Source organism: Rhodococcus daqingensis, from assembly GCF_042665615.1.
Classification (GTDB): Bacteria; Actinomycetota; Actinomycetes; order Mycobacteriales; family Mycobacteriaceae; genus Rhodococcus_G; species Rhodococcus_G daqingensis.
The window spans coordinates 200733-225733 of record NZ_JBHTCS010000009.1 but is presented as its reverse complement, the minus strand read 5'-3'; the positions used below and the strand labels follow the sequence as shown (position 1 = coordinate 225733).

Genomic DNA, 25001 nt, shown 5'->3' with positions numbered 1-25001 from the left:
ACTCGTGATCATGACTGCAGCCGGCCGGGTGGCGACAAGTACTGACCTTCTCGACTACGACGAGGTGCTCGCCCGTTTCGAGCCGGTCATGGGCATGGAGGTGCACGTCGAGCTGCACACCGCGACGAAGATGTTCTGCCCGTGCCCGACGACGTTCGGCGCGGAGCCGAACACCCAGGTGTGCCCGGTCTGCCTGGGCATGCCGGGCTCGCTGCCGGTCGTCAACCAGGCGGCGGTCGAGTCCGCCATCCGCATCGGCCTCGCGCTGAACTGTTCGATCACCCCGTGGGGACGCTTCGCCCGGAAGAACTACTTCTACCCGGACCAGCCGAAGAACTACCAGATCTCCCAGTACGACGAGCCGATCGCCACCGACGGGTACCTCGACGTGGTGCTCGACGACGGCACCACCTGGCGGGTCGAGATCGAGCGCGCGCACATGGAGGAGGACACCGGCAAGTCGCTGCACGTCGGCGGCGCCACCGGCCGGATCCACGGCGCGAGCCACTCGCTGCTCGACTACAACCGCGCGGGCGTCCCGCTCGTCGAGATCGTCACCAAGACGATCGAGGGCGCGGGTGCGCGGGCCCCCGAGGTCGCCCGCGCGTACGTGACCGCGCTGCGGGACCTGCTCAAGTCCCTCGACGTGTCCGACGTCCGGATGGACCAGGGCTCGATGCGTTGTGACGCGAACATCTCGCTGATGCCGATCGGTGCCAAGGAGTTCGGCACCCGCACCGAGACCAAGAACGTCAACTCCCTCAAGAGCGTCGAGGTGGCGGTCCGCTACGAGATGCGCCGCCAGGCGGCCGTGCTCAGCGCGGGCGGCGAGGTCATCCAGGAGACCCGTCACTTCCAGGAGGCGGACGGCACCACCTCCGCCGGCCGGCGCAAGGAGACCGCGGAGGATTACCGCTACTTCCCGGAGCCGGACCTCGAGCCGGTCGCGCCGAGCGCGGAATGGGTCGAGGAGCTGCGCGGCACGCTGCCCGAGCTGCCGTGGATCCGGCGCGCCCGGATCCAGGCCGACTGGGGTGTCTCCGACGAGGTCATGCGCGACCTGGTCAACGCGGGTGCGCTGGAGCTGGTCATCGCGACCGCAGAGGCGGGTGCGTCCCCGGAGGCGGCACGGTCCTGGTGGGTCTCGTATCTCGCGCAGCAGGCCAACACCCGCGGCGTCGAGCTGGGGGAGCTGCCCATCACGCCCGCGCAGGTTGCGCAGGTGGTCGCGCTGATCGACAGCGGCAAGCTCAACAACAAGGTGGCCCGCCAGGTGGTCGACCACGTCCTCGAGGGTGAGGGCGACCCCGAGCAGGTCGTCGCCGCGCACCCCGAGCTGGTGGTCGAGCGCGACGAGACCAAGCTCAAGGCCGCCGTCGACGAGGCCCTCGCGGCCAATCCCGATGTGGCGGACAAGATCCGCAGTGGCAAGGTGCAGGCCGCGGGCGCCATCGTCGGTGCCGTCATGAAGGCAACCAAGGGCCAGGCCGACCCGGCTCGGGTCAAGGAACTCGTGATCGAGGCCTGCACGTAGCCGACACGCAGCCCGCCTGAGCGCTGTCGGAGGGATCGCCTGGGAGAGAATCAGGCGGTGCCCTCAGTCTCCGCCTCGTTCTTCTGGATAGCTCTCTGCGCTGTCGTCGCCCCGCTGATCGCCGGGTTGGTGCCCCGCAAGCTGGTGCCGGAGGTGGTGCTGCTGCTGATCGCCGGCATCGTCGTCGGGCCGCACGTCCTCGACCTCGCCGTCATGGGCAGCGAGATCGAACTGCTGCGTGAGCTCGGTCTCGGCATGCTGTTCCTGCTCGCCGGGTACGAGATCGACACCAGTGAGCTGACCGGTCGCGGCGGTCGGCGGGCGCTGATCACCTGGCTGGCCTGCCTGGTGCTGGCCTTCGTGGTGATCGGGTTGCTCGGCCTGACCGGCGCGATCAACGCGGAGATCGCGGTGGCGATCGCCCTGACCTCCACGGCGCTCGGCACGCTGCTGCCGATCCTCAAGGACAGCGGGATGATCGAGACCCGCTTGGGCAGAACCGTTCTCAATCACGGCGCCTTCGGCGAGCTCGGCCCGGTGATCGCGATGGCGATCCTGCTGAGCTCACGGAGTGCGGGCGCGTCGCTGGTCGTGCTGGCGGCGTTCGCGGCGGCCGCAGTGGGAGTCGCGTTCATCCCGAAGGGCCTGCGCCGTGAGGGCTCGAAGCTGGCCTCGATCATCCGGCTCGGCTCCGAGACCACGGCGCAGACGACCGTGCGGTTGACGATCCTGTTGCTGGTCACGCTGATCGCGGTCGCGGCCATCTTCGACCTCGACATCATCCTGGGCGCCTTCGCCGCGGGCTTCATCCTGCGCCGCGCGATGCCGTCGGGCGATGAGAAGCTGGAGGCGAAGCTGGACGGGCTCGCCTTCGGGTTGCTCATCCCGATCTTCTTCGTCACCTCGGGCATGGCGATCGATGTCAAGGCCGTGGCGGCCGCGCCGGGAGTCCTGCTCGCGTTCCTGGTGCTGATCCTGTTGGTGCGCGGGCTGCCGGTGTTCTTCGCCGAACGCTTCGACCGGGGTCCGGAGCTCAAGGATCCGCAGCCGACCGTGCGCGAGCGGGGGCAGGTGGCGTTGTACGCCGCGACCGGGCTGCCGCTGATCGTCGCGGTGACGGAGGTCGCGGTGGACGCCGGGCAGATGACCGCGTCCAACGCCTCGATCCTGGTCGCCGCGGGCGCGATCACCGTGCTGGTCCTGCCGCTGACCGCCTCGCTGCTCGCGCCGAAAGCGACGAAGAAGGTTCCGGCCCCCAGCACCGGCTAGCGCCGAGTGTGCAGTTGTCGGAGCATCACCCGAGTGCGGCGACGTTCCCCCTAGCACTTCGTGCAGGGAGGTGCCCCCAGGTGCACGCTCGACGGCTAGTCGAAGCCGCCGCCGCCCTGCGGTGCGGGGATCTTGACCACCCGGTCGTCGGTCGGGCCGCCCACACCGTCGGTCTTGTTGACGGTCGACACCCAGATCATGTTCTCGGCGCCGAGCGCGGCCGCGCCGAGCCGGCCGTACCGGTCCTCGGCGATCAGCGACGGCGCCGCGGTCACGGCTCCCGTCTGCGGATCGGTGTCGAGCAGCGCGAGTGCCCTGCCCGCGGTCAGCGCGATGGCGACGGAACCGCCGCCCGCCGTGCAGCCCGCGACACCGGGCCGGTCCGGCCAGGTCCAGACCGGGACGCCCGCCGCGCCGTTCGGCGCGACCTTCTGCAGGCGGTCCTCGAGCGGGGTCCGATCGGTCACCCAGATGTTCTGGTCGGTCGGGTCCACGCAGACGTCGCCCGCGCCGCCGATGCCCGACAGCGCGACCTGGGGGAACGGCTGTGCCCCGGGAGGTCCGGGCGTCAGCGCGGTCACGCGGAGCAGCTTTCCGGCCAGCGAGCCGGGATCGGTTGCGGCGGAGGGGTTCCCGGCATCGCCGGTGAGCACCAGCAGTTCGTTCGGGCCCGCGAAGGTCAGGGCCCCGGTGTTGCCGACGGGTCCGCGCGGGATACCGGTCAGGACGTCCTTGGGGACATCGCCCTGCGCGATCCGCACCACCCGGTTGTCGCCGGGGGTGGAGATGTAGGCGTACACCAGGCTGTCCTCGACGAAGGTCGGCGACAACACGACGTCGAGCAGGCCGCCGTCGGAGGAGCCGTCCACCTCGAGCCGGGCGAACTCCTCGGTGGGTTTTCCGGGGGTGACGCGGAGGATACGGCCGGTGCGGCGCTCGGTGACCAGTGCCGAATCGCCTCCGGGCAGCATGGCCATTCCGCCGGTGGTGTCCAGGCAGGTGGCCACCACGGCGGGGTCCGGGTCCACGCAGGGTGCCGGTTCGACGGTCGGGAGGGGCGTGCGGGGGCTGGTCGGGGGCGTGCCGGGCGATCGGGGCCGGACCTCGCCGCCGGCGTCGAACGTCGGCGCGGGGGTGAAGGGGCTCGTCGCGGAGTCGTCGAACCGGGCACAGCCCGCCACCGCGACGACGATGGACACGGCCGCCAACACCCTGACCCGACTTGCTCCCATGCCTGCAAACGGTACGGAATCCGGTGCGGGCGGCGCCACGGCGGCCCGGTGCGGCGCGCCGGGCCGCGTATCGGCCGCCCGCCCTTACGCTGTCCATCGTGACAGCGAAGCCGCAAGAGAATCCCGGCCGTGACGGTGCCGAGGGAACCGCCTCGAGCCCCTTCGACCTGCCGACCGAGCAACTCCCCGCCTCGTTTGACGGTGCGCTGCCGGTGTCGGACGACGATCTCGGGCTGATGCCCACCGAGCAGATCCCGACCTTTCGCGGCGCTTCGGTCGACGAGGTGTATCCCACCGAGGAACTTCGCTTCTCCGATTCGTCCGAGCCGGTCGGCGCGTCCGCCTTCGTCTCGCCCGTCTCGCAGGCCATGCCGGAAACGATCGCCCCCGAAACAACTTCCGGGCGTGGCACGCTCGACCTCGGCTTGCTGGTTCTCCGGCTGGGACTCGGAACGGTCGTGCTGTTCCACGGCCTGCAGAAGCTGTTCGGCTGGTGGAACGGCCCGGGACTCGAGGGCTTCGAGACGACGCTGTCCGACGCCGGCTTCGAGCAGGCCCGGCTGCTCGCGATCCTCGGTGCGGTGGGTGAGGTCACGGCCGGGACCCTGCTGATCTTCGGCCTCGCGACGCCGCTGGCAGGCGCCGCCGTCCTGGTGGTGCTGATCAACGCGTGGTGTGTCCGTCAGGTCGCGGAGCCGGGACTGCAGTTCTTCGCGCCGTCCGGCGTCGAGCACGAGACGATGCTCGTGGCCGCGGCCGTCGCGGTGGTGCTGACCGGTCCCGGCCGATTCTCCGTGGACGGCGGCCGGAAGTGGGCCACCAGGCCGCACATCGGGTCCTTCTTCGCGCTGATCCTCGGCGTCGCGGGCGGCGTCTGCCTGTGGATCTTCCTCAACGGGGCGAACCCCCTGATCTGAGTGATCAGGGGGTTCGCGCTCGGGCCGGTCAGGCGGTAACAGTCTCCAGCTGCTCCTCCGGGGGCGGCGTGGCCTGCGCGGCGAGCCGCTTGCCGAGCACCGACTTGCGCTTGCTGTAGGCGAAGTAGATCACCACACCGATCGCCATCCAGGCCAGGAACCGGATCCAGGTCTCCACGGACAGGTTCAGCATCAGCCACCCGCAGGCCAGGACCGCGAGGATCGGCACCAAGGGGACCAGTGGCACCCGGAAGCCGCGCGGCAGGTCGGGTCGCGTCTTGCGCAGCACCACGACGCCGATGCAGACCAGGACGAAGGCGAACAGCGTGCCGATGTTGACCATCTCCTCGAGGGTCCCCATCGGGAAGAAGGCCGCGAGCAGCGCGACGACCACGCCGACGATGACGGTGATGCGCACCGGGGTGCCCTTGGTGCCGGTCTTGGCGAGGCCGCGCGGCATCAGCCCGTCCCGCGACATCGCGAACAGCACCCGGGTCTGGCCGAGCATCATGACCATGACGACGGTCGTCAGTCCGGCGAGGCCGCCGAAGTTGATCGCCATCTGGGCCCAGGTGATCCCGTGCGCCTCGAATGCGGTCGCGAGGGTGGCGCTGCTGTCGCCGACGAGCGGGCTGCCGGTCCTCAGATCGGTGTACTTGACCATGCCGGTCAGGACCAGGGTGACCGCGACGTACAGGACGGTGACGATGGCGAGCGAACCGAGAATGCCGCGGGGCAGGGCCTTCTGCGGGTTCTTGGTTTCTTCGGCGGTGGTCGCGACGACGTCGAACCCGATGAACGCGAAGAACACGAGGCTGGCCGCGGCGAGCAGGCCGTACCAGCCGTAGCTGCTGCCCTCGGCGCCGGTGAGGAACGAGAACAGGGTCTGGTGGACGCCGCTGGCCGTGCTGGACGCGCCCTCGCTCGGCGGGATGTACGGCGCGTAGTTGTCCTTGTTGATGTAGAACGCGCCGACCACGATCACGAGCAGGACCACGGCGATCTTGATGGCGGTGATGATGGCCGACACCCGCGAGGAAACCTTGGTGCCGATGGCGAGCACGGTGGTGAGCGCGCCGATGATCAGCAGGGCGCCCCAGTCGAAGTCGATGGGGCCGAGATGTGCGGTGGTCGAACCGCTGGCCCCGATTACGTTCCCCAGGTAGAGCGACCAGCCCTTGGCGACCACCGCCGAGGCGAGCGCGAACTCGAGGATCAGGTCCCATCCGATGATCCATGCGACGAACTCACCGAACGTCGCATAGGAGAAGGTGTACGCGCTGCCTGCGACCGGCACGGTGGAGGCGAACTCGGCGTAGCAGAGGGCCGCGAGGCCGCAGGCGATGGCGGCGAGGACGAACGCCAATGAGATGGACGGTCCGGCAACGTTTCCGGCCGTCCTCGCGGTGAGGGTGAAGATGCCCGCCCCGATGACCACGGCGACGCCGAAGACGGTCAGGTCCCAGGCGGTGAGCTCTTTGCGTAGGCGGGTACCGGGTTCATCGGTATCAGCTATCGACTGTTCGACGGACTTGGTGCGCCAGATACCGACTCCGGGCATGGATGGGCTCCTTGGTTGACTCCCGACGACCTTGTGGGTCACCAGGTGGGGGTTGCGCTTGACCGAATGTGATCTGTGTCTCATCGGCGTGAAGAGAGAACCATCTGTGAACCCGATGCGCAACACCCGGTGGCTCGATGGTGCATCGTGCGCAGTTCCGTGCCGAATCGTTCGGGCGAGCTGAGCCGTGTGCGCACCAGGTTGCGTCGATTCGCCGAGTTTCGCTGTTCTCGGCCCGCGATGGGGACCCTGCTCGGCCCGTGGCCGAACGGGCCGTGGCTTGACATCCGTGTGACGCGCCTTACAGTTCATTCCGGGCAGGTACTCCGCCCGTCGCGGCCACAAGTGCCGTAATTCTATGTCCTACAACCGATTCGCCCCACAAGGGCGTCATCTGTCGTGGGCCGACCTCAGGAGCAGTATTGAGCGCCATCAACTCACTGGCCGAGCAGGACTTCGAGCAGCTGTCGATCCAGCGCACCGAGAACGGCATCGCCAGCATCATCGCCGTGCACGACACCACCCTCGGGCCCGCGCTCGGTGGCGTCCGGATCCGCAAGTACGAGTCCGACGATGCGGCGGCCGCGGACGCGATGCGGCTCGCCCGCGCGATGACCTACAAGGCGGCGCTCGCCGGGCTCGCGCTCGGCGGCGGGAAGAGCGTGATCAACGCCGATCCCCGCAGTGAGAAGACGCGAGCGCTCCTCGAGGCGCACGGCAGGCACATCGGGTTGCTCGGCGGCCGGTACATCCCGGGCGCCGACATGGGCACCGGCCCCGCGGACCTGAAGGTGATCGCGGAGCATGCTCCCCGGGTCTCCAGTGACGGACGGGACCCCTCGCCCTATACCGCCAGGGGAGTGGTCGCCTCGATCTCGGCGGTCGCGAACCATCTGGGCCGAGACGGCGTCGAGGGTCTGCGTGTGGCCGTGCAGGGGGCCGGCAACGTCGGGCTGGGGATCGTCGAACTCCTCTCTTCGGCCGGTGCCACCGTGCTGGTGGCCGACCCCGATTCGGAGCGGGTGCGTCTGGCCGTGGAAGGGTTTGGCGCCCAGGCGAGTTCGCTGGGCGAGATCCTGCACAGTGACGTCGACGTGGTCTGTCCGGCCGGTCCGGGGCTGGTGATCGACGAGCGGACGGTCGACCGGCTCAAGGCCGTGGCGGTGGTCGGCGCGGCGAACAACATGCTCGCGTCCACGGCGGCGCGTGACGCGCTGACCGCCCGCGGCATCGTGCACGTCCCGGACTTCGTGTCGAACGCCGGCGGACTGATCTCCTGCGATGCCGAGGTGAACGGGGTGACGGACTTCATCGGCAAGGTGGATCGGATCGGCGGCGTGGTGATGGAGATCCTCGACCGGGCCCGGGTGGCCGGGGTGGACACCACCACCGCCGCGATCGGGCTGGCCGAGCGGCGGATCGCGGCGGCCCGCGCGGCCTGAGGGCAGACACGAGCGCGCCCCTGCGGTTCCGGGGATTCCCGGGACCGCAGGGGCGCGTTGCGGATCGTGAGGACTACGGCACGTAGCGAACGGCGCCCTTGTCCGCGGAGGTCGCGAGCGCCGCGTACGCGCGCAGCGCGGTGGTGACGGTGCGCTGGCGGTCGACCGGCTGCCACGGCCGCTCGGACGCCTCCATCTTGGCGCGGCGCTCGGCGAGCACGGCGTCGTCGACGAGGATCTCGAGGGTCCGGGTCGCGACATCGATGCGGACCTGGTCGCCGTTCTCCACCAGGCCGATCACGCCGCCCGCCGCGGCCTCCGGGGAGATGTGCCCGATCGACAGCCCCGAGGTGCCGCCGGAGAAGCGGCCATCGGTGATCAGCGCGCACTCCTTGCCGAGGCCCGCGCCCTTGAGGAAGGCGGTGGGGTGCAGCATCTCCTGCATGCCCGGTCCGCCCTTGGGGCCCTCGTAGCGGACCACGAGGACGTCGCCGGGCTTGATCTTCTTCTGCAGGATCACCGAGACGGCCTCTTCCTGCGACTCGACCACGAGTGCCGGGCCCTGGAAGGTGAACAGCTCCTCGTCGATGCCCGCCGTCTTGAGGATGGCGCCGTCGAGCGCGATGTTGCCGCGCAGCACGACCAGCCCGCCCTCGACGGTGTACGCGTGCTCCTTGTCGCGGATGCACCCGCCGACGGCATCGGTGTCGAGTGCGCTCCAGCGGTTGGACGTGGAGAACGGCTCGGTGGTGCGGACCCCGCCCGGCGCGGCGTGGAACAGTTCGATCGCCTCGTCGGTTGCCTTGCCGGAGCGGATGTCCCAGTCGTCGAGCCACTGGTCGAAGCTCTCGGTGTGGACCGTCGAGACATCGGTCTCGAGCAGGTTCGCGCGCCGCAGTTCGCCGAGCAGCGCGGGGATTCCGCCCGCCCGGTGCACGTCCTCCATGTGGTAATCGGAGTTGGGGGAGACCTTCGACAGGCACGGCACCTTGCGGCTGATCTCGTCGATGGTGTCGAGATCGAAGTCGACCTCGCCCTCCTGCGCGGCGGCGAGGGTGTGCAGGACCGTGTTGGTCGAGCCGCCCATCGCGACGTCGAGGGCCATCGCGTTGCGGAACGCCTTGGGGGTGGCGATGTTCCGGGGGAGCACCGACTCGTCCTCGTCGCGGTAGTACTTGATCGCGGCCTCGACGACCGTGGTCCCGGCGCGGGAGAACAGCGCGCGGCGGGCCTCGTGGGTGGCCAGGGTGGAGCCGTTGCCGGGCAGCGCCAGGCCGAGTGCCTCGGTGAGGCAGTTCATCGAGTTCGCCGTGAACATGCCGGAGCAGGAGCCACAGGTCGGGCAGGCGCTGCGCTCGACCTCGTCGAGGCCCTCGTCGGACACCGCGTCGTTCGCGGATGCCGAGATGGCGGTGATCAGGTCGGTGGGAGCCTGTGCGACGCCGCCGACGACGACGGCCTTGCCCGCCTCCATCGGACCGCCCGAGACGAAGACGGTCGGGATGTTCAGGCGCATCGCGGCGTTGAGCATGCCGGGGGTGATCTTGTCGCAGTTGGAGATGCAGACGAGAGCGTCGGCGGTGTGCGCGTTCGCCATGTACTCGACCGAGTCGGCGATGATCTCGCGGCTGGGCAGCGAGTAGAGCATGCCGCCGTGGCCCATGGCGATGCCGTCGTCGACCGCGATGGTGTGGAACTCGCGGGGCACGCCGCCCGCGGCGCGCACGGCCTCGGCGACGATCTCGCCGACGTCCTTGAGGTGCACGTGCCCCGGGACGAACTGGGTGTAGGAGTTCGCGATCGCGACGATCGGCTTGCCGAAATCGGAATCCGTCATACCGGTTGCGCGCCACAGGGCGCGGGCTCCGGCGGCGTTGCGTCCGACGGTGGTGGTGCGTGACCTCAACGGGGGCATAGGGCTGTCCTTAATCGTCAAACTGCGAACGTTGCCGTGACTCGAGCGGCTCCGGCGGGCTGGGCCGGTGGGCGGGTCCTCGGCACGGGATGGATGCCGACGGCGCCCTGGGCGTCGAGTGTCCGTAGCAACGCTACTCGCGGGCTATTTCGTTCCCGGATCCGACTCCGGGCCGGACCCGGGCTCCGTGTCCTCGGGCGCGCTGTTCTCGGGCGCGGTGCTCTCGGGCGCGCTGCTCTCGGGCGCGCTGCTCTCGGCCGCGGCCTTCTCCCGCGCCGCGCGATCCGCCGCCGCGTACGGGTCGGTCACCCTGCCGCCGCTGGCCGCCGCGATCTGGGGGAGTCGGCCGAAGGTGACCACCGGCAGGCTCACCTCCCTGCCGTCGGTCAGGTCGGCCCGCGCCCACCCCCGCTTGGGGAAGCGGAACCCCTTGATCTCGCTCCACCCGATGGTCTCGCTGGAGAACATGCGTCGCAGACGCAGTCCGTCCGCGGTGACCGTGGTGCGCACCCGCAGCATCCACCAGCCCACCACGACGGGGATCACCAGCAGGACCGACAGGAGGGCCGGGTTGGTGAGCACGATCGGACTCAGGCAGATCGCCAGCAGGCCCACCGCGAGGAGCCCGAGCTTCGAGATGTGAACGGACTGCTCGATCGGATCGGCGATGTGCGAGGATGAGTGAGGTGGCACGGACTGCGATGAGGATGACACCGCACCATCCTTGCATTGCGGTCAGCGCTTCTCACATTCTGGGACAGCAGACTCACCAAGTTGACTGTTCACCCTTGACGCGCCTACCTTCGAGCGCGTGAAGCAGAATGAGTTGCTCGTAATCGGCCGGCGCGTCGTCGCCTGAGTCGATCTCGTCTACTCACAAGCACGACGCGCCACCCTCGTACAGCAAGATTGCTGACGGGGGTTTTTTCTTGCCCGGAGCCAGCTTGAATCGTCAAGACCAGAGGAATATGCAGTGAGCGCACCAACCGCACGGCCGCAGCCCACGCCGCGCAAGTCGGGGGGATCGGGTCAGCCCAGCCCCGCGGCAGCGCCGGCCGCCCAGCCCGGTACTCGCCGTCAGATCGCCCCCGAGCGAGTGACCGGTGCCCAGTCCGTGGTTCGGGCCCTCGAGGAGCTCGAGGTCGACACTGTATTCGGCATTCCCGGCGGCGCGGTCCTGCCCGTCTACGACCCGCTGTTCGACTCCAAGCGGGTCCGCCACGTCCTCGTCCGGCACGAGCAGGGCGCCGGACATGCCGCGACCGGGTACGCCCAGGCCACCGGCAAGGTCGGGGTCTGCATGGCCACCTCCGGGCCCGGTGCCACCAACCTGGTGACCCCGATCGCGGACGCGCAGATGGACTCGGTTCCGATCGTCGCGATCACCGGACAGGTCGGCCGCGGTCTGATCGGCACCGACGCGTTCCAGGAGGCCGACATCTCCGGCATCACCATGCCGGTGACCAAGCACAACTTCCTGATCACCGACGGCGCCGACATCCCGCGCATCATGGCGGAGGCCTTCTACCTGGCGTCCTCCGGCCGCCCCGGCGCCGTCCTGGTCGACATCCCGAAGGACGTGCTGCAGGCGCAGACCACCTTCTCCTGGCCGCCGGAGATGCACCTGCCCGGCTACCGGCCGGTCAGCAAGCCGCACGGCAAGCAGGTCCGCGAGGCAGCCCGGCTGATCGCCGAGTCGACGTCGCCGGTGCTCTACGTCGGCGGCGGCGTCATCAAGGCCAACGCCTCCGCCGAGCTGCTCGAGCTTGCGGAACTCACCGGTATCCCGGTCGTCACCACGCTGATGGCCCGCGGCGCGTTCCCCGACAGCCACCCGCTGCACTGCGGCATGCCGGGCATGCACGGCACCGTCGCGGCGGTCGGCGCGCTGCAGAAGAGCGACCTGCTGATCACCCTGGGTGCCCGCTTCGACGACCGCGTGACCGGTCAGCTCGATTCGTTCGCGCCCGACGCCAAGGTCATCCACGCCGACATCGACCCGGCCGAGATCGGCAAGAACCGCTACGCCGACGTCCCGATCGTCGGTGACTGCCGCGAGGTGATCACCGAGCTGATCGAGGCGATCAAGGCCGACCAGGCCACCGGGACCACGCTCGACTACGCCGAGTGGTGGTCGTACCTGGACGGTCTGCGCGCGACCTACCCGCTGGCATACGACAAGCCGTCCGACGGCGCGCTGTCGCCGGAATACGTGATCGAGGCGGTCGGCCGGCTCGCGGGCCCGGACGCGATCTACTGCGCAGGCGTCGGTCAGCACCAGATGTGGGCGGCTCAGTTCGTCAAGTACGAGAAGCCCCGTACCTGGCTCAACTCGGGCGGACTCGGCACGATGGGGTACGCCGTGCCCGCCGCGATGGGCGCCAAGATGGGCATGCCGGACACCGAGGTGTGGGCCATCGACGGCGACGGCTGCTTCCAGATGACCAACCAGGAGCTCGCGACCTGCGCGCTCGAGGGTGTGCCGATCAAGGTGGCGCTGGTCAACAACGGCAACCTCGGCATGGTCCGGCAGTGGCAGACCCTGTTCTACGACGAGCGGTACTCCAACACCAACCTCGGCACGCACGGTGCGGTCCGGATCCCGGACTTCGTCAAGCTCGCAGAGGCGTTGGGCTGCCACGGAATCCGTGTCGAGCGCGAGGAGGACGTCGAGGCGGCGATCCGCGAGGCGCAGTCCATCAACGACAAGCCCGTGGTGATCGACTTCATCGTCGGCGCCGACGCGCAGGTGTGGCCGATGGTGGCCGCAGGCACCAGCAACGACGAGATCCAGGCGGCGCGGGGCATCCGCCCGCTGTTCGACGACGACGAGACGCTCGCCGAGCCCGCCGTCATCCACGAGGCCATGGAGCGCGAGCAGCAGTCGGGTCAGGCCGCCGCCGCAGCAAGGGAGGACAACCAGTGAGCACCAGCCACACCCTCAGCGTTCTCGTCGAGGACAAGCCGGGAGTGTTGGCCAGGGTGGCCGCGCTGTTCTCGCGTCGAGGCTTCAACATCGAGTCCCTCGCGGTCGGGGGGACCGAACTCCCCGACGTCTCCCGCATGACGATCGTCGTCACGGTCGACGAGTTCCCGCTCGAGCAGGTGACCAAGCAGCTCAACAAGCTGATCAACGTGCTCAAGATCGTCGAGCAGGACACCGAGGCGTCGGTGGCCCGCGAGCTCGTGCTGATCAAGGTGCGCGCCGATGCCAGCGTGCGCACCCAGGTCATCGAGACGGTGAACCTGTTCCGCGCCAAGGTGATCGACGTCTCGCCGGAATCGGTCACCATCGAGGCGACCGGCACCCGGTCGAAGCTCGACGCGTTGCTGCGGATGCTCGATCCCTACGGCATCCGCGAGATCGTGCAGTCCGGCGTGGTGGCGGTCGGCCGTGGGCCGAAGTCCATCACCGCGGCCCGCTAGTACTTTCTATTCACGAACCAAGTCTTCAGATAACCCAGAGGAGAGGTAATACCAGTGGCAGTCGAGATGTTCTACGACGATGACGCCGACCTGTCGATCATCCAGGGCCGCAAGGTCGCGGTGATCGGCTACGGCAGCCAGGGACACGCGCATTCGCTCAGCCTGCGTGATTCGGGCGTCGATGTGCGCATCGGCCTCAAGGAGGGTTCGAAGTCGCGGGCCAAGGCCGAGGAGCAGGGCCTGACCGTCGGCACGCCGGCCGAGGTGGCCGAGTGGGCCGACGTCATCATGGTGCTCGCGCCCGACACCGCGCAGGCGTCGATCTTCACCAACGACATCGAGCCGAACCTCAAGGACGGCAACGCGCTGTTCTTCGGGCACGGCCTGAACATCCACTTCGACCTGATCAAGGCCCCGGAGTTCGTCACCGTCGGCATGGTCGCCCCGAAGGGCCCCGGCCACCTGGTGCGCCGTCAGTTCGTCGACGGCAAGGGCGTTCCCGCCCTCATCGCCGTCGACCAGGACCCGAAGGGTGAGGGCCAGGCCCTCGCGCTGTCCTACGCGAAGGCGATCGGCGGCACCCGCGCGGGCGTCATCAAGACCACGTTCAAGGAAGAGACCGAGACCGACCTCTTCGGCGAGCAGGCCGTGCTCTGCGGCGGCACCGAGGAGCTCGTCAAGACGGGCTTCGAGGTCATGGTCGAGGCGGGCTACGCGCCCGAGATGGCGTACTTCGAGGTGCTGCACGAGCTCAAGCTCATCGTCGACCTCATGTACGAGGGTGGCATTGCCCGGATGAACTACTCGGTGTCCGACACCGCGGAGTTCGGCGGATACCTGTCGGGCCCGCGCGTCATCGACGCCGGCACCAAGGAGCGCATGAAGGCGATCCTGGCCGACATCCAGTCCGGTGAGTTCACCCGCCGCCTCGTCGCCAACGTCGAGAACGGCAACACCGAGCTCGAGGGCCTGCGCAAGGCCAACGCCGAGCACCCGATCGAGGTCACCGGCAAGAAGCTGCGCGACCTGATGAGCTGGGTCGATCGTCCGATCACCGAAACCGCTTAGGCGGCTGCGTCGCTCGTGAGTCCTTCCGGTCCCACAGGGGAACCGAAGGACTCACGGGGCGCGAAGCGCAATTCGGGGCCCGATGTCACCCCATGACGGTGCAGACTGTCACGGAGGGCATCGGGCCCTGTGCGTTGTCCCGGTAGGTGGTCGATGGCACAACAAACGTCACTGCGGTCGTGGCTTCCCGGTCTGGAGGTGGCCCGCCGATATGAGCGGTCGTGGCTGCGCTCCGACCTCACCGCGGGGATCGCGCTCACCGCGCTGCTGATCCCCGCGGGCATGGGATACGCCGAGGCCGCGGGCCTGCCCCCGGAGACCGGCCTCTACGCGACCATCGTGCCGTTGCTCGTCTACGCCCTGGTCGGGCCGTCCAAGATCCTGGTGCTCGGCCCCGACTCCTCGCTCGCCCCGATCATCGGCGCGGCGGTCCTCCCGCTCGCCGCCGGGGACCCGGCGCGGGCGGTCGCCCTCGCCGGCCTGCTGGCGATCCTGATGGGCGTGATCCTGATCGTCGGCGGCCTGCTGAATCTGGGCTTTGTCACCGACCTGCTGTCCAAGCCGATCCGGCTCGGCTACCTCAACGGGATCGCCCTGGTGGTGATCGTCAGCCAGATACCGAAGCTGCTCGGATTCTCCGTCGACGGGGTCAACCTCATCGACGAGGCGCGCAACACCGTCGCCGCCATCGCGGACGGCGAGATCGATCCGATTGCCGCCGTGATCGGTGTCGGTGCCATCGCGGTCATCCTGGTCTTCAAACTGCTGCGCAGCCGCATCCCCGGCGTACTGGTCGCGGTGGTGGGCGCGATCGCCCTGGCGTATGTGCTGGGTCTGCAGGCCGACATCCCGATGGTCGGCGCGCTGCCGCACGGCCTGCCCGCGCCCGCGCTCGGCGGGCTGACCTGGTCGGATGTCGGCGACCTGATCGTCCCGGCCGCCGGTATCGCGCTGATCGCGTTCGCCGACACCGGGGTGCTCTCGCGCACCTTCGCGGCGCGGCGCGGCGAGAGCGTGAACGGCAGCGTCGAGATGCGCGCGATCGGCACCGCCAACGTGGCCAGCGGGCTGCTCGGCGGTTTTCCGATGTCCGCGAGCTCCTCGCGCACCCCGGTCGCGGAACAGAACGGCGCCAAGACCCAGCTCGTCGGGGTGATCGGCGCGCTGGCCATCGTGCTGTTCATCCTCGTCGCACCCGGCGTCACCGGCTACCTGCCGTCGGCGGCGCTGGCGGCGGTGGTGATCGTCGCAGCGACCTCGCTGGTGGACCTCCGCAGCATGGTGGCGATGTGGCGGATGAGCAAGGTGGAGGCGTCCCTGGCGATCGCGGCGTTCCTGGGCGTCGCACTGGTCGGGGTGCTGGAGGGCATCGTGGTGGCGATCGCCCTGTCGTTCGTGGCGGTGGTCGTGCACGCGTGGCAGCCGTACCGTGCGGAACTGGTGGTGGTGCCCGGCCTCGATGGCTACCACGACCTCGCCAGGCATCCCGAGGGCCACCGGATCCCCGGCCTGGTCATCGCGCGGTTCGACGCGCAGCTCTTCTTCGCCAACGGCGCCCTCTTCGACGACTACGTGCGGGGGCTCGTCGCCGACGCGCCCGACCCGGTCCGATGGGTGGTGATCGCCTCGGAGCCGCTGACCGGGCTCGATACGACGGCGGTGGACGAGCTGGTCGAGCTCGACCAGTACCTGGACAGCCGCGGGGTGCGATTGGTCTTCGCCGAGATGAAGGGCCCGATGAAGGATCGGCTGATCCGGTTCGGCGTCGGCGACCGCTTCGGCCAAGACCGGTTCTATCCGACGCTCGACGGCGCCGTGGAGGCGTTCGATGCCGGCCACCCCCACTGAGTGATCCGTCCCACGAGGCGTCCACTATCTGGTATCGACGCCCCCAGGGTGCGGAAACCCGGGGGCTCGCACACTAAGCTGTCTTCGGTCACGGCCTCACGTGGGCGCCCGAGGCGGCGCCGGGCCGCGGACGATCCGCCCGACACCTAACACAGGAGTTCACTCGTGAGCCAGCCAGGCCGTCCCGTTGTTCTGATCGCAGACAAGCTCGCGCCGTCCACGGTTGAGGCACTCGGCGATGGCGTGGAGGTGCGCTGGGTCGACGGTCCCGACCGTCCCGCGCTGCTGGCCGCCGTCCCCGAGGCCGACGCGATCCTGGTCCGCTCCGCGACCACGGTCGACGCCGACGTCCTCGCCGCCGGCACCAAGCTGAAGATCGTCGGCCGCGCCGGCGTCGGACTCGACAACGTCGACATCCCGGCCGCCACCGAGCGCGGCGTGATGGTCGTCAACGCGCCGACCTCGAACATCCACACTGCCGCCGAGCACGCCGTCGCGCTGCTGCTGGCCACTGCCCGCCAGATCCCGGCCGCGGACCGCACGCTGCGTGAGAAGACCTGGAAGCGTTCGAGCTTCAACGGCACCGAGATCCTGGGCAAGACCGTCGGCGTCGTCGGACTCGGTCGCATCGGTCAGCTGTTCGCGCAGCGACTCGCGGCCTTCGAGACCCACGTCATCGCCTACGACCCCTACCTGCCCGCGGCCCGCGCCGCGCAGCTCGGCATCGAGCTCGTCGACATCGACGAACTGGTCAAGCGCTCCGACTTCATCTCCGTGCACCTGCCGAAGACCAAGGAGACCGCGGGCCTGATCAACGCCGAGCGTCTCGCCACCGCCAAGGACGGCCTGATCATCGTCAACGCCGCGCGCGGTGGCCTGATCGACGAGGACGCCCTGTACGACGCGCTCGTCTCCGGCAAGGTCCGCGCCGCGGGCCTGGACGTGTTCAACACCGAGCCGTGCACCGATTCGAAGCTGTTCGACCTCGACAACGTCGTCGTCACCCCGCACCTCGGCGCGTCCACCTCGGAGGCGCAGGACCGCGCAGGCACCGACGTGGCCAAGAGCGTGCTGCTGGCGCTGGCGGGCGAGTTCGTGCCCGAGGCCGTCAACGTCTCCGGCGGCCCGGTCGGCGAGGAGGTCGCCCCGTGGCTCGACCTGGTTCGCAAGCTCGGCCTGCTCGCGGGCACCCTCTCCCCGGAGGCCGTGCAGAACGTGCAGGTCATCGTCAGCGGTGAGCTGTCGGCCGAGAACGTCGAGATCCTCGGCCTCGCCGCGCTGCGTGGACTCTTCTCCGCCAGCAGCGACGAGCCGGTGACCTTCGTCAACGCCCCGGCGCTCGCCGAGCAGCGCGGCGTGAGTGTCGAGGTCGACAAGCACAGCGAGGCGCTCACGCACCGCAGCGCGGTCGAGGTGCGGGCCGTCGCGGCCGACGGCACCGTCACCGCCGTCGCGGGCGCGCTGACCGGCCTGCAGCAGATCGAGAAGATCGTCAACGTCAACGGCCGCAGCTTCGACCTGCGTGCCGAGGGCCACAACATCGTCGTGCACTACCAGGATCGTCCGGGCGTGCTCGGCACCCTCGGCACGGTGCTCGGCAACGCGAGCATCGACATCCAGGCCGCCGCGCTGAGCCAGGACGTCGAGGGCGAGGGCGCCACCGTCATCCTGCGCGTGGACCGGGTTGTCGGGGATACCGAGGTCGCGGAGATCGTGACCCAGCTCGACGCCCGCGTCGCCCAGGTCGACCTGTCCTGATCCGTCTCCGCGAGGAAGTGAGTACGTTCATGAAGCTTGCAGTCATCCCCGGTGACGGCATCGGTGTCGAGGTCACGGCAGAGGCGCTCAAGGTACTGCGCAAGCTGGTCCCGGACCTGCAGACCACCGAGTACGACCTCGGCGCCAAGCGCTACAACGCGACCGGTGAACTGCTGCCGGACGCGGAGCTCGCCGAGATCCGTCAGCACGACGCGATCCTGCTCGGCGCTATCGGCGACCCGCGCCTCGTCGGCCCGGGCATCCTCGAGCGCGGTCTGTTGCTGAACATGCGGTTCCAGCTCGACCACCACGTGAACCTGCGCCCGTCGCGGTTGTACCCGGGCGCGACGTCGCCGCTGGCCGCGAACCCGGACATCGATTTCGTGGTCGTGCGTGAAGGCACCGAGGGCCCGTACACCGGCAACGGCGGCGCCATCCGCGTCGGCACCCCGCACGAGATCGCCACCGAGGTGTCGATCAACACCTGGTTCGGTGCCGTGCGTGTGGTCCGCTACGCCTTCGAGCTGGCACAGACGCGGCGCAAGCACCTGACCCTGATCCACAAGACCAATGTGCTCTCCAATGCGGGTGCGATCTGGTCGCGTGCGATGGAGACGGTCGGTGCCGAGTACCCGGATGTCGAGACCGCATACTGCCACATCGACGCCGCCACCATCTACATGGTCAGCGACCCGTCTCGCTTCGACGTGATCGTCACCGACAACCTGTTCGGCGACATCATCACCGACCTGGCCGGCGCGGTCACCGGTGGCATCGGACTCTCCGCGAGCGGCAACATCGACGCCTCCGGCACCAACCCGTCGATGTTCGAGCCGGTGCACGGCAGCGCCCCGGACATCGCGGGCAAGGGGATCGCCGATCCCACCGCCGCGATCCTGTCGGTGGCGCTGTTGCTGCGCCACCTCGGTCGTGACGAGGACGCGGCACGGGTCGAGCAGGCCGTCGAGGCCGATCTCGCGACCCGCGGCGACGGTCCGATCAAGACCACCGAGGTCGGCGACCGCATCGTCGCGAGCCTCTAGCCCCGCGCATTCGCGTCAACGCACTCCGCCCGCGAACCGAGAGGTTCGCGGGCGGAGTGCGTTCGGGGTGGGTCACGCCGACGGCGGCGGGTCGGCGGGGACCAGGGGGACCGCGGCCAGCGGCAGCGCGGCGGCGATCGCGAAGGCCGCAGGGAAGCCGAGCGTCCCGATCACCGCGCCGAACACCGGCGGCACGAACGCGGCGGCCAGGTACTGGCCGGTGTTCTGGGCGCCGAGGGCCCGTCCACTCCAATAGGGGCCGGCGATCTCCGCGACCGCGGTGAAGGCGAGTCCGTTGTCGGCCACGGTGATCACTGAGGCCGCGACCATCAGGGCGACGGATATCGGCGAGCCGAGCCAATCCGTGACGGCGAGCGCCGCCATGGACAGCGCCGCGGCGACCGCGACGGTGCGCAGCGGACCCATTCGGCTGCCGACGCGGTCCGACCAGATTCCCGCGCCGATCCGTCCAGCGGCGCCCAGCAGTTGGGTCGCAGTGACGAGGATGCCGGCCGCCGCCGCGGACCAGTGCCGATCGGTGATCAGCCACACCGGCACGAACGTCCACACCAGGTACTGCGGCACCACCAGTGCCGCCGAGACGGAGTGGATTCGCCACAGCACGGCCTGATTCCGGTAGGGGTTGGCCAGCAGGCCCTGTTCGGATGCGGCGGTGCGGGTCGGTCGCGGCGGGTCGACGACGAACAGCAGACACGCGATCGCGGCGACCGCGCCGAAGACCGCGGGCAGGACCAGTGCCCAGCCGACCCCGTGGTCGGCGGCGAGGCTCGGCACGGTGAGCGCGGCCACCGCGACCCCGAGGGGCAGGGCCATCTGGCGCACGCCCATCGCGAATCCGCGGCGGTGCGGCGGGTACCAGCCCACCACCACGCGCCCGCTGGCCGCGTTGGCGCTCGACGCGGCCATGCCGCCGAGGAACAGGAACAGGCCGAGCGCGGGGTAGGAGGTGCTCGTGGCGGCCGCGGCGGCGCTCGCGAGGGCGGCGGCGCCCAGTCCCATCACCAGAACCCGCCGTTCGCCGACCCGGTCGACCACCAGGCCCCACGCGAACAGGCTGACCAGGAAGCCGGCGGTCGGCGCTGCCGCGATCAGTCCGGCGCGGGCCAGGCTCATGCCGTCCGCGTCGTGCAGCGTCGGGATGAGGAATGCGGGCGCGTTGGCGAAGACGCCGCCCGCCGTCTGCGCGAGGACGCCGAGCCCGAGCATGGTCCAGCGCCTCGACGCGGTGCTCCGCTCGTCCTGCCTGTTCTGCACCTGAACACTCATGCTGCCGTACCAATATGTGGAATTCGTGTCTTATATTTTGGACTTCGGAATCGAGTGTATCTCGGGTCCTGGTGGTCCCGCGCCGCGGGCGGTCGAGGGCGCGCGGATGCGGTCGATAGACTGCCGCCATGCGCCTAGGTCGAATCGCCAGCCCTGATGGGGTCGCCTTTGTTTCCATCGAGGGGGAGGGTGACGCACAGACCGCGAAGGAGATCGCCGAGCATCCGTTCGGCACCCCCACCTTCACCGGTCGCAGCTGGCCGCTCGCCGATGTCCGTCTGCTGGCACCGATCCTGGCCAGCAAGGTGATCTGCATCGGCAAGAACTACGCGGCGCACGCGGCCGAGATGGGCTCCGAGGCTCCCGAGGATCCGGTGATCTTCCTCAAGCCGAACACCTCGATCATCGGCCCCGGCGTGCCGATCATGTTGCCGCCCAGCTCGAATGAGGTGCACTACGAGGGCGAGCTCGCGATCGTCATCGGCCGCCCCTGCAAGGACGTGCCCGCGTCGAAGGCGCTCGACGTGGTGCTCGGCTACACCGCCGCGAACGACGTGTCCGCGCGCGATCACCAGCGTCAGGACGGTCAGTGGACCAGGGCCAAGGGGCACGACACGTTCTGCCCGCTCGGGCCCTGGATCGAGACCACCCTCGACGCCTCAGATCTGGAGATCACGACCGACGTCGACGGTGCCGTCAAACAGCGCAGCCGCACTTCGCTTCTGCTGCACGACATCCCGAAGATCATCGAGTGGGTCTCCGCGGTGATGACGCTGCTCCCGGGTGACGTCATCCTGACCGGTACCCCCGAGGGTGTCGGCCCGATCGTCGCCGGCGACACCGTGAGCGTCACCATCGAGGGGATCGGCACGCTCACCAATCCGGTTGCCGCCAAGGGCTGAGCCGGGCGGCGCTCCGGGGACGGCGGTCACTGCCCAGTCGGGTGCGGGCGGGGAAGACTAACCTGTAAGGGACCGATCCCCCCTCCGACCCAAGTGAGCCATGACCTCCAGCGAAGTGCGTGTTCGTTTCTGTCCCTCCCCGACCGGCACGCCCCATGTCGGGCTGATCCGTACGGCCCTGTTCAACTGGGCCTATGCCCGGCATCACGGCGGCAAGTTCGTCTTCCGTATCGAGGACACCGACGCGGCGCGGGACTCCGAGGAGTCCTATCAGGCCATCCTCGACGCGCTGAACTGGCTCGGCCTGACCTGGGACGAGGGTCCCGAGGTCGGTGGCCCGTATGCGCCGTACCGGCAGTCTCAGCGTCGCGACCTGCACCTCGAGGTCGTCGCCAAGCTGCTGGAGGCGGGGGAGGCGTACGAGTCCTTCTCCAGCCCCGAGGAGGTGGAGGAGCGGCACAAGGCGGCCGGTCGCGACCCCAAGCTCGGGTACGACAACTTCGATCGTGATCTGACCGCCGAGCAGCGGCAGGCGTACCTGGACGAGGGGCGCAAGCCCGTCGTGCGGTTGAGGATGCCCGATCACGACCTGACCTGGAACGACCTGGTTCGCGGCGAGACCACCTTCAAGGCGGGCACCGTGCCCGATTTCGCGCTCACCCGGGGCAACGGCATCCCGCTGTACACCCTGGTGAACCCGGTCGACGACGCGTTGATGAAGATCACCCACGTGCTGCGCGGCGAGGATCTGCTCTCCTCGACGCCGCGACAGCTGGCGCTCTACGAGGCCCTGCAGCGAATCGGTGTCGCAGAGCTCACCCCGGAGTTCGGCCACCTCCCGTTCGTGATGGGGCAGGGCAACAAGAAGCTGTCCAAGCGCGATCCCGAGTCGAACCTGTTCATCCATCGGGACCGCGGCTTCATTCCCGAGGGCCTGCTCAACTACTTGGCACTGCTCGGCTGGGGCATCGCCGACGACCATGATGTGTTCTCGCTCACGGACATGGTCGCGGCCTTCGACATCTCGAAGGTCAATTCCAACCCGGCGCGTTTCGACCAGAAGAAGGCCGACGCGATCAACGCCGAACACATCCGGCTCCTCGAGCCCGCGGATTTCACGGCGCGGCTGCGTGCCTTCCTCGTCGCGCAGGGGCACCGTGTGGACGCGCTCGACGAGGCCTCGTTCGCGGTCGCCGCCGAACTCGTGCAGACGCGGATCGTCGTGCTGTCCGACGCCTGGGATCTGCTCAAGTTCCTCTTCGTGGACGAGTCCGAGTTCGCGATCGATCCCGCCGCGGCCGCGAAGAACCTGGGGGCCGACTCCGCGCCCGTCCTCGACGCGACGATCGCCGCACTCGACGCCACGCAGGACTGGGCGACCGCCGAGTTGGAGGAGTCACTCAAGACCGCCCTCATCGATGGCCTGGAACTGAAGCCGCGCAAGGCCTTTGCTCCGGTGCGGGTCGCGGTGACCGGTTCGCACGTCAGTCCGCCGCTGTACGAGTCGATGGAGTTGCTCGGTCGGGACAAGACGATGGCCCGGCTGCGCGCAGCACGCGCTCAGGTGGATCAGTAGGAGCTCCCGTCGGCTGGCCGGGGGGTCATTTCAGCCCCCTGACCAGCCGATTTGGAGAATCGCCCTAGGGCTTTGCTATTGTTCTCATCGGTTCGGACCAAGCGCTCAGGCCATGCGGCACAGGCGTTCGGGACAGGCCATTGGGGTATGGTGTAATTGGCAACACAGCTGATTCTGGTTCAGCCATTCTAGGTTCGAGTCCTGGTACCCCAGCGGAAAGTCCGGTGATTTTCTCCGGGCACTCCATGCAGTACAAGGCACGTTCCCTGGCCCCGTCGTCTAGCGGCCTAGGACGCCGCCCTCTCAAGGCGGTAGCGCGGGTTCGAATCCCGTCGGGGCTACCACAGAGAGCGTGCCTTAACATCCTGGCCCCGTCGTCTAGCGGCCTAGGACGCCGCCCTCTCAAGGCGGTAGCGCGGGTTCGAATCCCGTCGGGGCTACACATGAAGAAGACCCTCTGGTTCTGCCGGGGGGTCTTTTCTTTTGTCGGGAATTGCGGCCGGCAGTCGAAAGAGGCGCCCACCCGATTGGGTGAGCGCCTCGTTCGAAACCGTCAGCCGCTCTTGCGGCGAAATTCTCGTTTGTGATCGGCGGGGCCGTGCGTGTGATGAATCTTCGAATCGCCGGCCGGGGCGGCCGTCGGGTTCGCATGCTGATGATTCTTGCGTTCGAGCGCCTCGCGGTACTGCTGCTTGATCTTCTCGTTTTCCGAGTCCGTCACGTCTCGCTCCTCCCGTAGGTGGTTCAAGGCGACGGTACCGCCGTCGCGGCGTGAAGTCCCGTGAATTCTCCGGGCGCTACAGGTACGCGGCGGTGGTGCCACCGAGCGGCATCTGGGGCAGTCCGAGCTTGCGGTGATCCCAGGAACGGATGCGGTCGGGCTTCACCCGCACGGCGATGCGCTTGTTCAGCATCATCTCGATGGCCGGATCCACCTCCTTGCTGTACGGGCCGGTGTAGCGCTCCCAGATGCTGACGCCGACCTGCCACAGTGCGTCCGGGTCGTCGACGATCTCGCCGGTGCCCTCGATGGAGACGCCGCGGAGGGTGTCGTAGGTGTGGCCGTCCTCGATCATCGCGGTGATCCGGTTGTCCCGGCGGAGGTTGACGGCCTTCTGCGACTTCGCCTTCGTCTCGAACCAGAGTTCCCCGTCGATCACGGCGTACCACATGGCGATCAGGTGCGGCGCGCCCTTGGGGCCGACGGTCGCCATGGTGGCGACCCTGCTGTGGTCGATGAACGTGACGATCTCGTCGTCGGTCATCGTGATCTGACTTCGTTGGTTGGTGCCCACTGCGATGTCCTCCCATGGGAATTGGAACCTGTTCTCCCATGCACTGTGCCACGGGCCACATCGGGTGCGCAGGTGGCTACAGGCGTTTGTGCAGTGCGTCGGCCGCGGCGAGCAGGTCGGCGGCCCAGCGGGCGCCTGGGCGCCTGCCCATGCGATCGATGGGGCCCGAGACCGAGATGGCCGCGATCACGACGCCTGCGCCGTCGCGCACGGGAGCGGCGACGCTCGCCACGCCCGGCTCGCGTTCGGCCGCGCTCTGCGCCCAGCCCCGCTTGCGCACCTCGAGCAGGGCCCGTTCGCTGAACAGTGCGTCGGCCAGCACCGAGCGCTGTGTCTGTGGGTCCGCCCATGCCAGCAGCACCTTGGCGCCGGAGCCGGCGGTCATCGGCAGCCGCGCGCCGACGAGGACCGTGTCCCGAAGGCCGGTCGGCGGTTCCATGGAGGCCACGCACACCCGCTGGGTGCCTTCCCTGCGGTAGAGCTGCACGCTCTCGCCGGTGATCTCGCGCAGCCGCGGGAGGACCATGGCGGCGGCCTCGAGGAGGCTGTCGTGTGCGGTGGGGGCGAGCTCCGCGAGTCCGGGACCGGGGCGCCAGAGCCCGTCGCCGTCGCGGGCGAGGAGGCGGTGCACCTCGAGTCCGACCGCGAGTCGATGCGCCGTGGCCCTGGGCAGGCCGGTGCGGGCGCACAACTCGCCGAGGTTGCAGGGTTGCTCCGCAACGGCATGCAGGACTGTCATCGCCTTGTCGAGCACCCCGATCCCGCTGGAGGCGGGGGAGCCGCTATGCTGTCTCATAGGGCGATACTACCGTCTCGCATTTTGAGATGGAAATTCGGACGGCTTCGAGCGGGCGTCATCGGAGAGATGATGGAAGAGGCGCACTCCAGGCCGTCCGATGTCCGGGACGCACTAGTCACACTGAGAGGT

20 protein-coding genes and 3 tRNA genes are annotated in these 25001 nt (G+C 69.0%); 15 read left to right on the top strand and 8 right to left on the bottom strand.

Going from position 1 to position 25001, the window contains the following annotated elements:
* The first annotated feature begins 10 nt into the window (after window positions 1-10).
* On the top strand, window positions 11-1534 hold the full coding sequence (gene gatB, locus ACFQS9_RS05515) for an Asp-tRNA(Asn)/Glu-tRNA(Gln) amidotransferase subunit GatB (protein WP_378402358.1): 1524 nt from the start codon (window positions 11-13) through the stop codon (window positions 1532-1534).
* 57 nt (window positions 1535-1591) lie between these two features.
* The gene (locus tag ACFQS9_RS05510) at window positions 1592-2803 is read left to right on the top strand and encodes a cation:proton antiporter (protein ID WP_378402357.1); all 1212 of its coding nucleotides are present in this window, start codon (window positions 1592-1594) and stop codon (window positions 2801-2803) included.
* Between the two features lie 95 nt (window positions 2804-2898).
* On the opposite strand, the gene ACFQS9_RS05505 is transcribed toward ACFQS9_RS05510, so the two are convergent.
* Window positions 2899-4035, bottom strand: coding sequence for a PQQ-dependent sugar dehydrogenase (locus tag ACFQS9_RS05505; protein ID WP_378402355.1), 1137 nt, complete (start codon window positions 4033-4035; stop codon window positions 2899-2901).
* A gap of 98 nt (window positions 4036-4133) precedes the next feature.
* Here ACFQS9_RS05505 and ACFQS9_RS05500 point away from each other — a divergent pair, with 98 nt between their 5' ends.
* The gene (locus ACFQS9_RS05500) at window positions 4134-4952 is read left to right on the top strand and encodes a DoxX family protein (RefSeq protein ID WP_378402353.1); all 819 of its coding nucleotides are present in this window, start codon (window positions 4134-4136) and stop codon (window positions 4950-4952) included.
* 28 nt (window positions 4953-4980) lie between these two features.
* Here ACFQS9_RS05500 and ACFQS9_RS05495 read toward each other — a convergent pair whose 3' ends face one another.
* Window positions 4981-6513, bottom strand: a complete 1533-nt coding sequence (locus ACFQS9_RS05495; protein WP_378402351.1) for an amino acid permease — start codon at window positions 6511-6513, stop codon at window positions 4981-4983.
* Between the two features lie 422 nt (window positions 6514-6935).
* On the opposite strand from ACFQS9_RS05495, the gene ACFQS9_RS05490 reads away from it, so the two are divergent.
* Entirely contained in the window at window positions 6936-7955 is a 1020-nt protein-coding gene (locus tag ACFQS9_RS05490) for a Glu/Leu/Phe/Val dehydrogenase dimerization domain-containing protein (protein WP_378402350.1), read from the top strand.
* 73 nt (window positions 7956-8028) lie between these two features.
* Here the strand turns inward: ACFQS9_RS05490 and ilvD are convergent, their stop codons facing one another.
* Together ilvD and ACFQS9_RS05480 are read right to left on the bottom strand one after the other, a co-directional pair.
* On the bottom strand, window positions 8029-9870 hold the full coding sequence (gene ilvD, locus ACFQS9_RS05485; RefSeq protein WP_378402348.1) for a dihydroxy-acid dehydratase: 1842 nt from the start codon (window positions 9868-9870) through the stop codon (window positions 8029-8031).
* 144 nt (window positions 9871-10014) lie between these two features.
* Window positions 10015-10563, bottom strand: coding sequence for a PH domain-containing protein (locus ACFQS9_RS05480; RefSeq protein WP_378402347.1), 549 nt, complete (start codon window positions 10561-10563; stop codon window positions 10015-10017).
* Between the two features lie 280 nt (window positions 10564-10843).
* Between ACFQS9_RS05480 and ACFQS9_RS05475 the strand changes: the two genes are divergently transcribed.
* The 6 genes from ACFQS9_RS05475 to ACFQS9_RS05450 all read left to right on the top strand — a co-directional run bounded on the left by ACFQS9_RS05475 (window position 10844) and on the right by ACFQS9_RS05450 (window position 19013).
* On the top strand, window positions 10844-12796 hold the full coding sequence (locus ACFQS9_RS05475) for an acetolactate synthase large subunit (RefSeq protein WP_378402345.1): 1953 nt from the start codon (window positions 10844-10846) through the stop codon (window positions 12794-12796).
* Complete coding sequence (gene ilvN / locus ACFQS9_RS05470) at window positions 12793-13296, top strand: acetolactate synthase small subunit (protein WP_378402343.1); 504 nt, start codon at window positions 12793-12795, stop codon at window positions 13294-13296. Before ACFQS9_RS05475 ends, ilvN begins: the two co-directional genes overlap by 4 nt.
* Before the next feature lie 66 nt (window positions 13297-13362).
* Window positions 13363-14364, top strand: coding sequence for a ketol-acid reductoisomerase (gene ilvC / locus ACFQS9_RS05465; RefSeq protein WP_378403152.1), 1002 nt, complete (start codon window positions 13363-13365; stop codon window positions 14362-14364).
* Window positions 14365-14517: 153 nt separating this feature from the next.
* Entirely contained in the window at window positions 14518-16212 is a 1695-nt protein-coding gene (locus ACFQS9_RS05460) for a SulP family inorganic anion transporter (RefSeq protein ID WP_378402341.1), read from the top strand.
* Between the two features lie 165 nt (window positions 16213-16377).
* Window positions 16378-17970, top strand: coding sequence for a phosphoglycerate dehydrogenase (serA, locus tag ACFQS9_RS05455; protein WP_378402339.1), 1593 nt, complete (start codon window positions 16378-16380; stop codon window positions 17968-17970).
* A gap of 29 nt (window positions 17971-17999) precedes the next feature.
* Window positions 18000-19013 (top strand): 3-isopropylmalate dehydrogenase, encoded by a 1014-nt coding sequence (locus tag ACFQS9_RS05450; protein ID WP_378402337.1) that lies wholly within the window; start codon window positions 18000-18002, stop codon window positions 19011-19013.
* 72 nt (window positions 19014-19085) lie between these two features.
* Here ACFQS9_RS05450 and ACFQS9_RS05445 read toward each other — a convergent pair whose 3' ends face one another.
* On the bottom strand, window positions 19086-20300 hold the full coding sequence (locus ACFQS9_RS05445) for an MFS transporter (protein WP_378402335.1): 1215 nt from the start codon (window positions 20298-20300) through the stop codon (window positions 19086-19088).
* Between the two features lie 128 nt (window positions 20301-20428).
* Between ACFQS9_RS05445 and ACFQS9_RS05440 the strand changes: the two genes are divergently transcribed.
* The 5 genes from ACFQS9_RS05440 (at window position 20429) to ACFQS9_RS05420 (ending at window position 23218) form a co-directional block, all read left to right on the top strand.
* Window positions 20429-21202, top strand: coding sequence for a fumarylacetoacetate hydrolase family protein (locus ACFQS9_RS05440; RefSeq protein ID WP_378402333.1), 774 nt, complete (start codon window positions 20429-20431; stop codon window positions 21200-21202).
* A gap of 100 nt (window positions 21203-21302) precedes the next feature.
* Window positions 21303-22778: a glutamate--tRNA ligase gene (gltX, locus tag ACFQS9_RS05435; RefSeq protein WP_378402332.1), complete on the top strand. Its 1476-nt coding sequence runs from the start codon at window positions 21303-21305 to the stop codon at window positions 22776-22778.
* Between the two features lie 141 nt (window positions 22779-22919).
* Window positions 22920-22991 (top strand) — tRNA-Gln (locus ACFQS9_RS05430).
* Window positions 22992-23046: 55 nt separating this feature from the next.
* A tRNA-Glu gene (locus ACFQS9_RS05425) sits at window positions 23047-23122 on the top strand.
* Window positions 23123-23145: 23 nt separating this feature from the next.
* Window positions 23146-23218, top strand: a tRNA-Glu gene (locus ACFQS9_RS05420).
* A gap of 113 nt (window positions 23219-23331) precedes the next feature.
* Here the strand turns inward: ACFQS9_RS05420 and ACFQS9_RS05415 are convergent.
* The 3 genes from ACFQS9_RS05415 to ACFQS9_RS05405 all read right to left on the bottom strand — a co-directional run bounded on the left by ACFQS9_RS05415 (window position 23332) and on the right by ACFQS9_RS05405 (window position 24869).
* Window positions 23332-23499 (bottom strand): DUF5302 domain-containing protein, encoded by a 168-nt coding sequence (locus tag ACFQS9_RS05415; protein WP_378402330.1) that lies wholly within the window; start codon window positions 23497-23499, stop codon window positions 23332-23334.
* 76 nt (window positions 23500-23575) lie between these two features.
* Window positions 23576-24073 carry a pyridoxamine 5'-phosphate oxidase family protein gene (locus ACFQS9_RS05410; protein WP_378402328.1) on the bottom strand — a complete coding sequence of 166 codons (498 nt, stop codon included), beginning with the start codon at window positions 24071-24073 and terminating at the stop codon, window positions 23576-23578.
* A gap of 76 nt (window positions 24074-24149) precedes the next feature.
* Entirely contained in the window at window positions 24150-24869 is a 720-nt protein-coding gene (locus ACFQS9_RS05405; RefSeq protein ID WP_378402326.1) for an IclR family transcriptional regulator, read from the bottom strand.
* Window positions 24870-25001: the final 132 nt, after the last annotated feature.

Bases quoted from the DNA above. Each gene is read 5' to 3' on its own strand.
- ilvD (WP_378402348.1), bottom strand. From the start codon at position 9,870: ATGCCCCCGTTGAGGTCACGCACCACCACCGTCGGACGCAACGCCGCC.
- ACFQS9_RS05460 (WP_378402341.1), top strand. From the start codon at position 14,518: ATGGCACAACAAACGTCACTGCGGTCGTGGCTTCCCGGTCTGGAGGTG.
- ilvC (WP_378403152.1), top strand. From the start codon at position 13,363: ATGTTCTACGACGATGACGCCGACCTGTCGATCATCCAGGGCCGCAAG.
- ACFQS9_RS05440 (WP_378402333.1), top strand. From the start codon at position 20,429: ATGCGCCTAGGTCGAATCGCCAGCCCTGATGGGGTCGCCTTTGTTTCC.
- gltX (WP_378402332.1), top strand. From the start codon at position 21,303: ATGACCTCCAGCGAAGTGCGTGTTCGTTTCTGTCCCTCCCCGACCGGC.
- ACFQS9_RS05450 (WP_378402337.1), top strand. From the start codon at position 18,000: ATGAAGCTTGCAGTCATCCCCGGTGACGGCATCGGTGTCGAGGTCACG.
- ACFQS9_RS05505 (WP_378402355.1), bottom strand. From the start codon at position 4,035: ATGGGAGCAAGTCGGGTCAGGGTGTTGGCGGCCGTGTCCATCGTCGTC.
- ACFQS9_RS05495 (WP_378402351.1), bottom strand. From the start codon at position 6,513: ATGCCCGGAGTCGGTATCTGGCGCACCAAGTCCGTCGAACAGTCGATA.
- gatB (WP_378402358.1), top strand. From the start codon at position 11: ATGACTGCAGCCGGCCGGGTGGCGACAAGTACTGACCTTCTCGACTAC.
- ACFQS9_RS05445 (WP_378402335.1), bottom strand. From the start codon at position 20,300: ATGAGTGTTCAGGTGCAGAACAGGCAGGACGAGCGGAGCACCGCGTCG.
- ACFQS9_RS05405 (WP_378402326.1), bottom strand. From the start codon at position 24,869: ATGAGACAGCATAGCGGCTCCCCCGCCTCCAGCGGGATCGGGGTGCTC.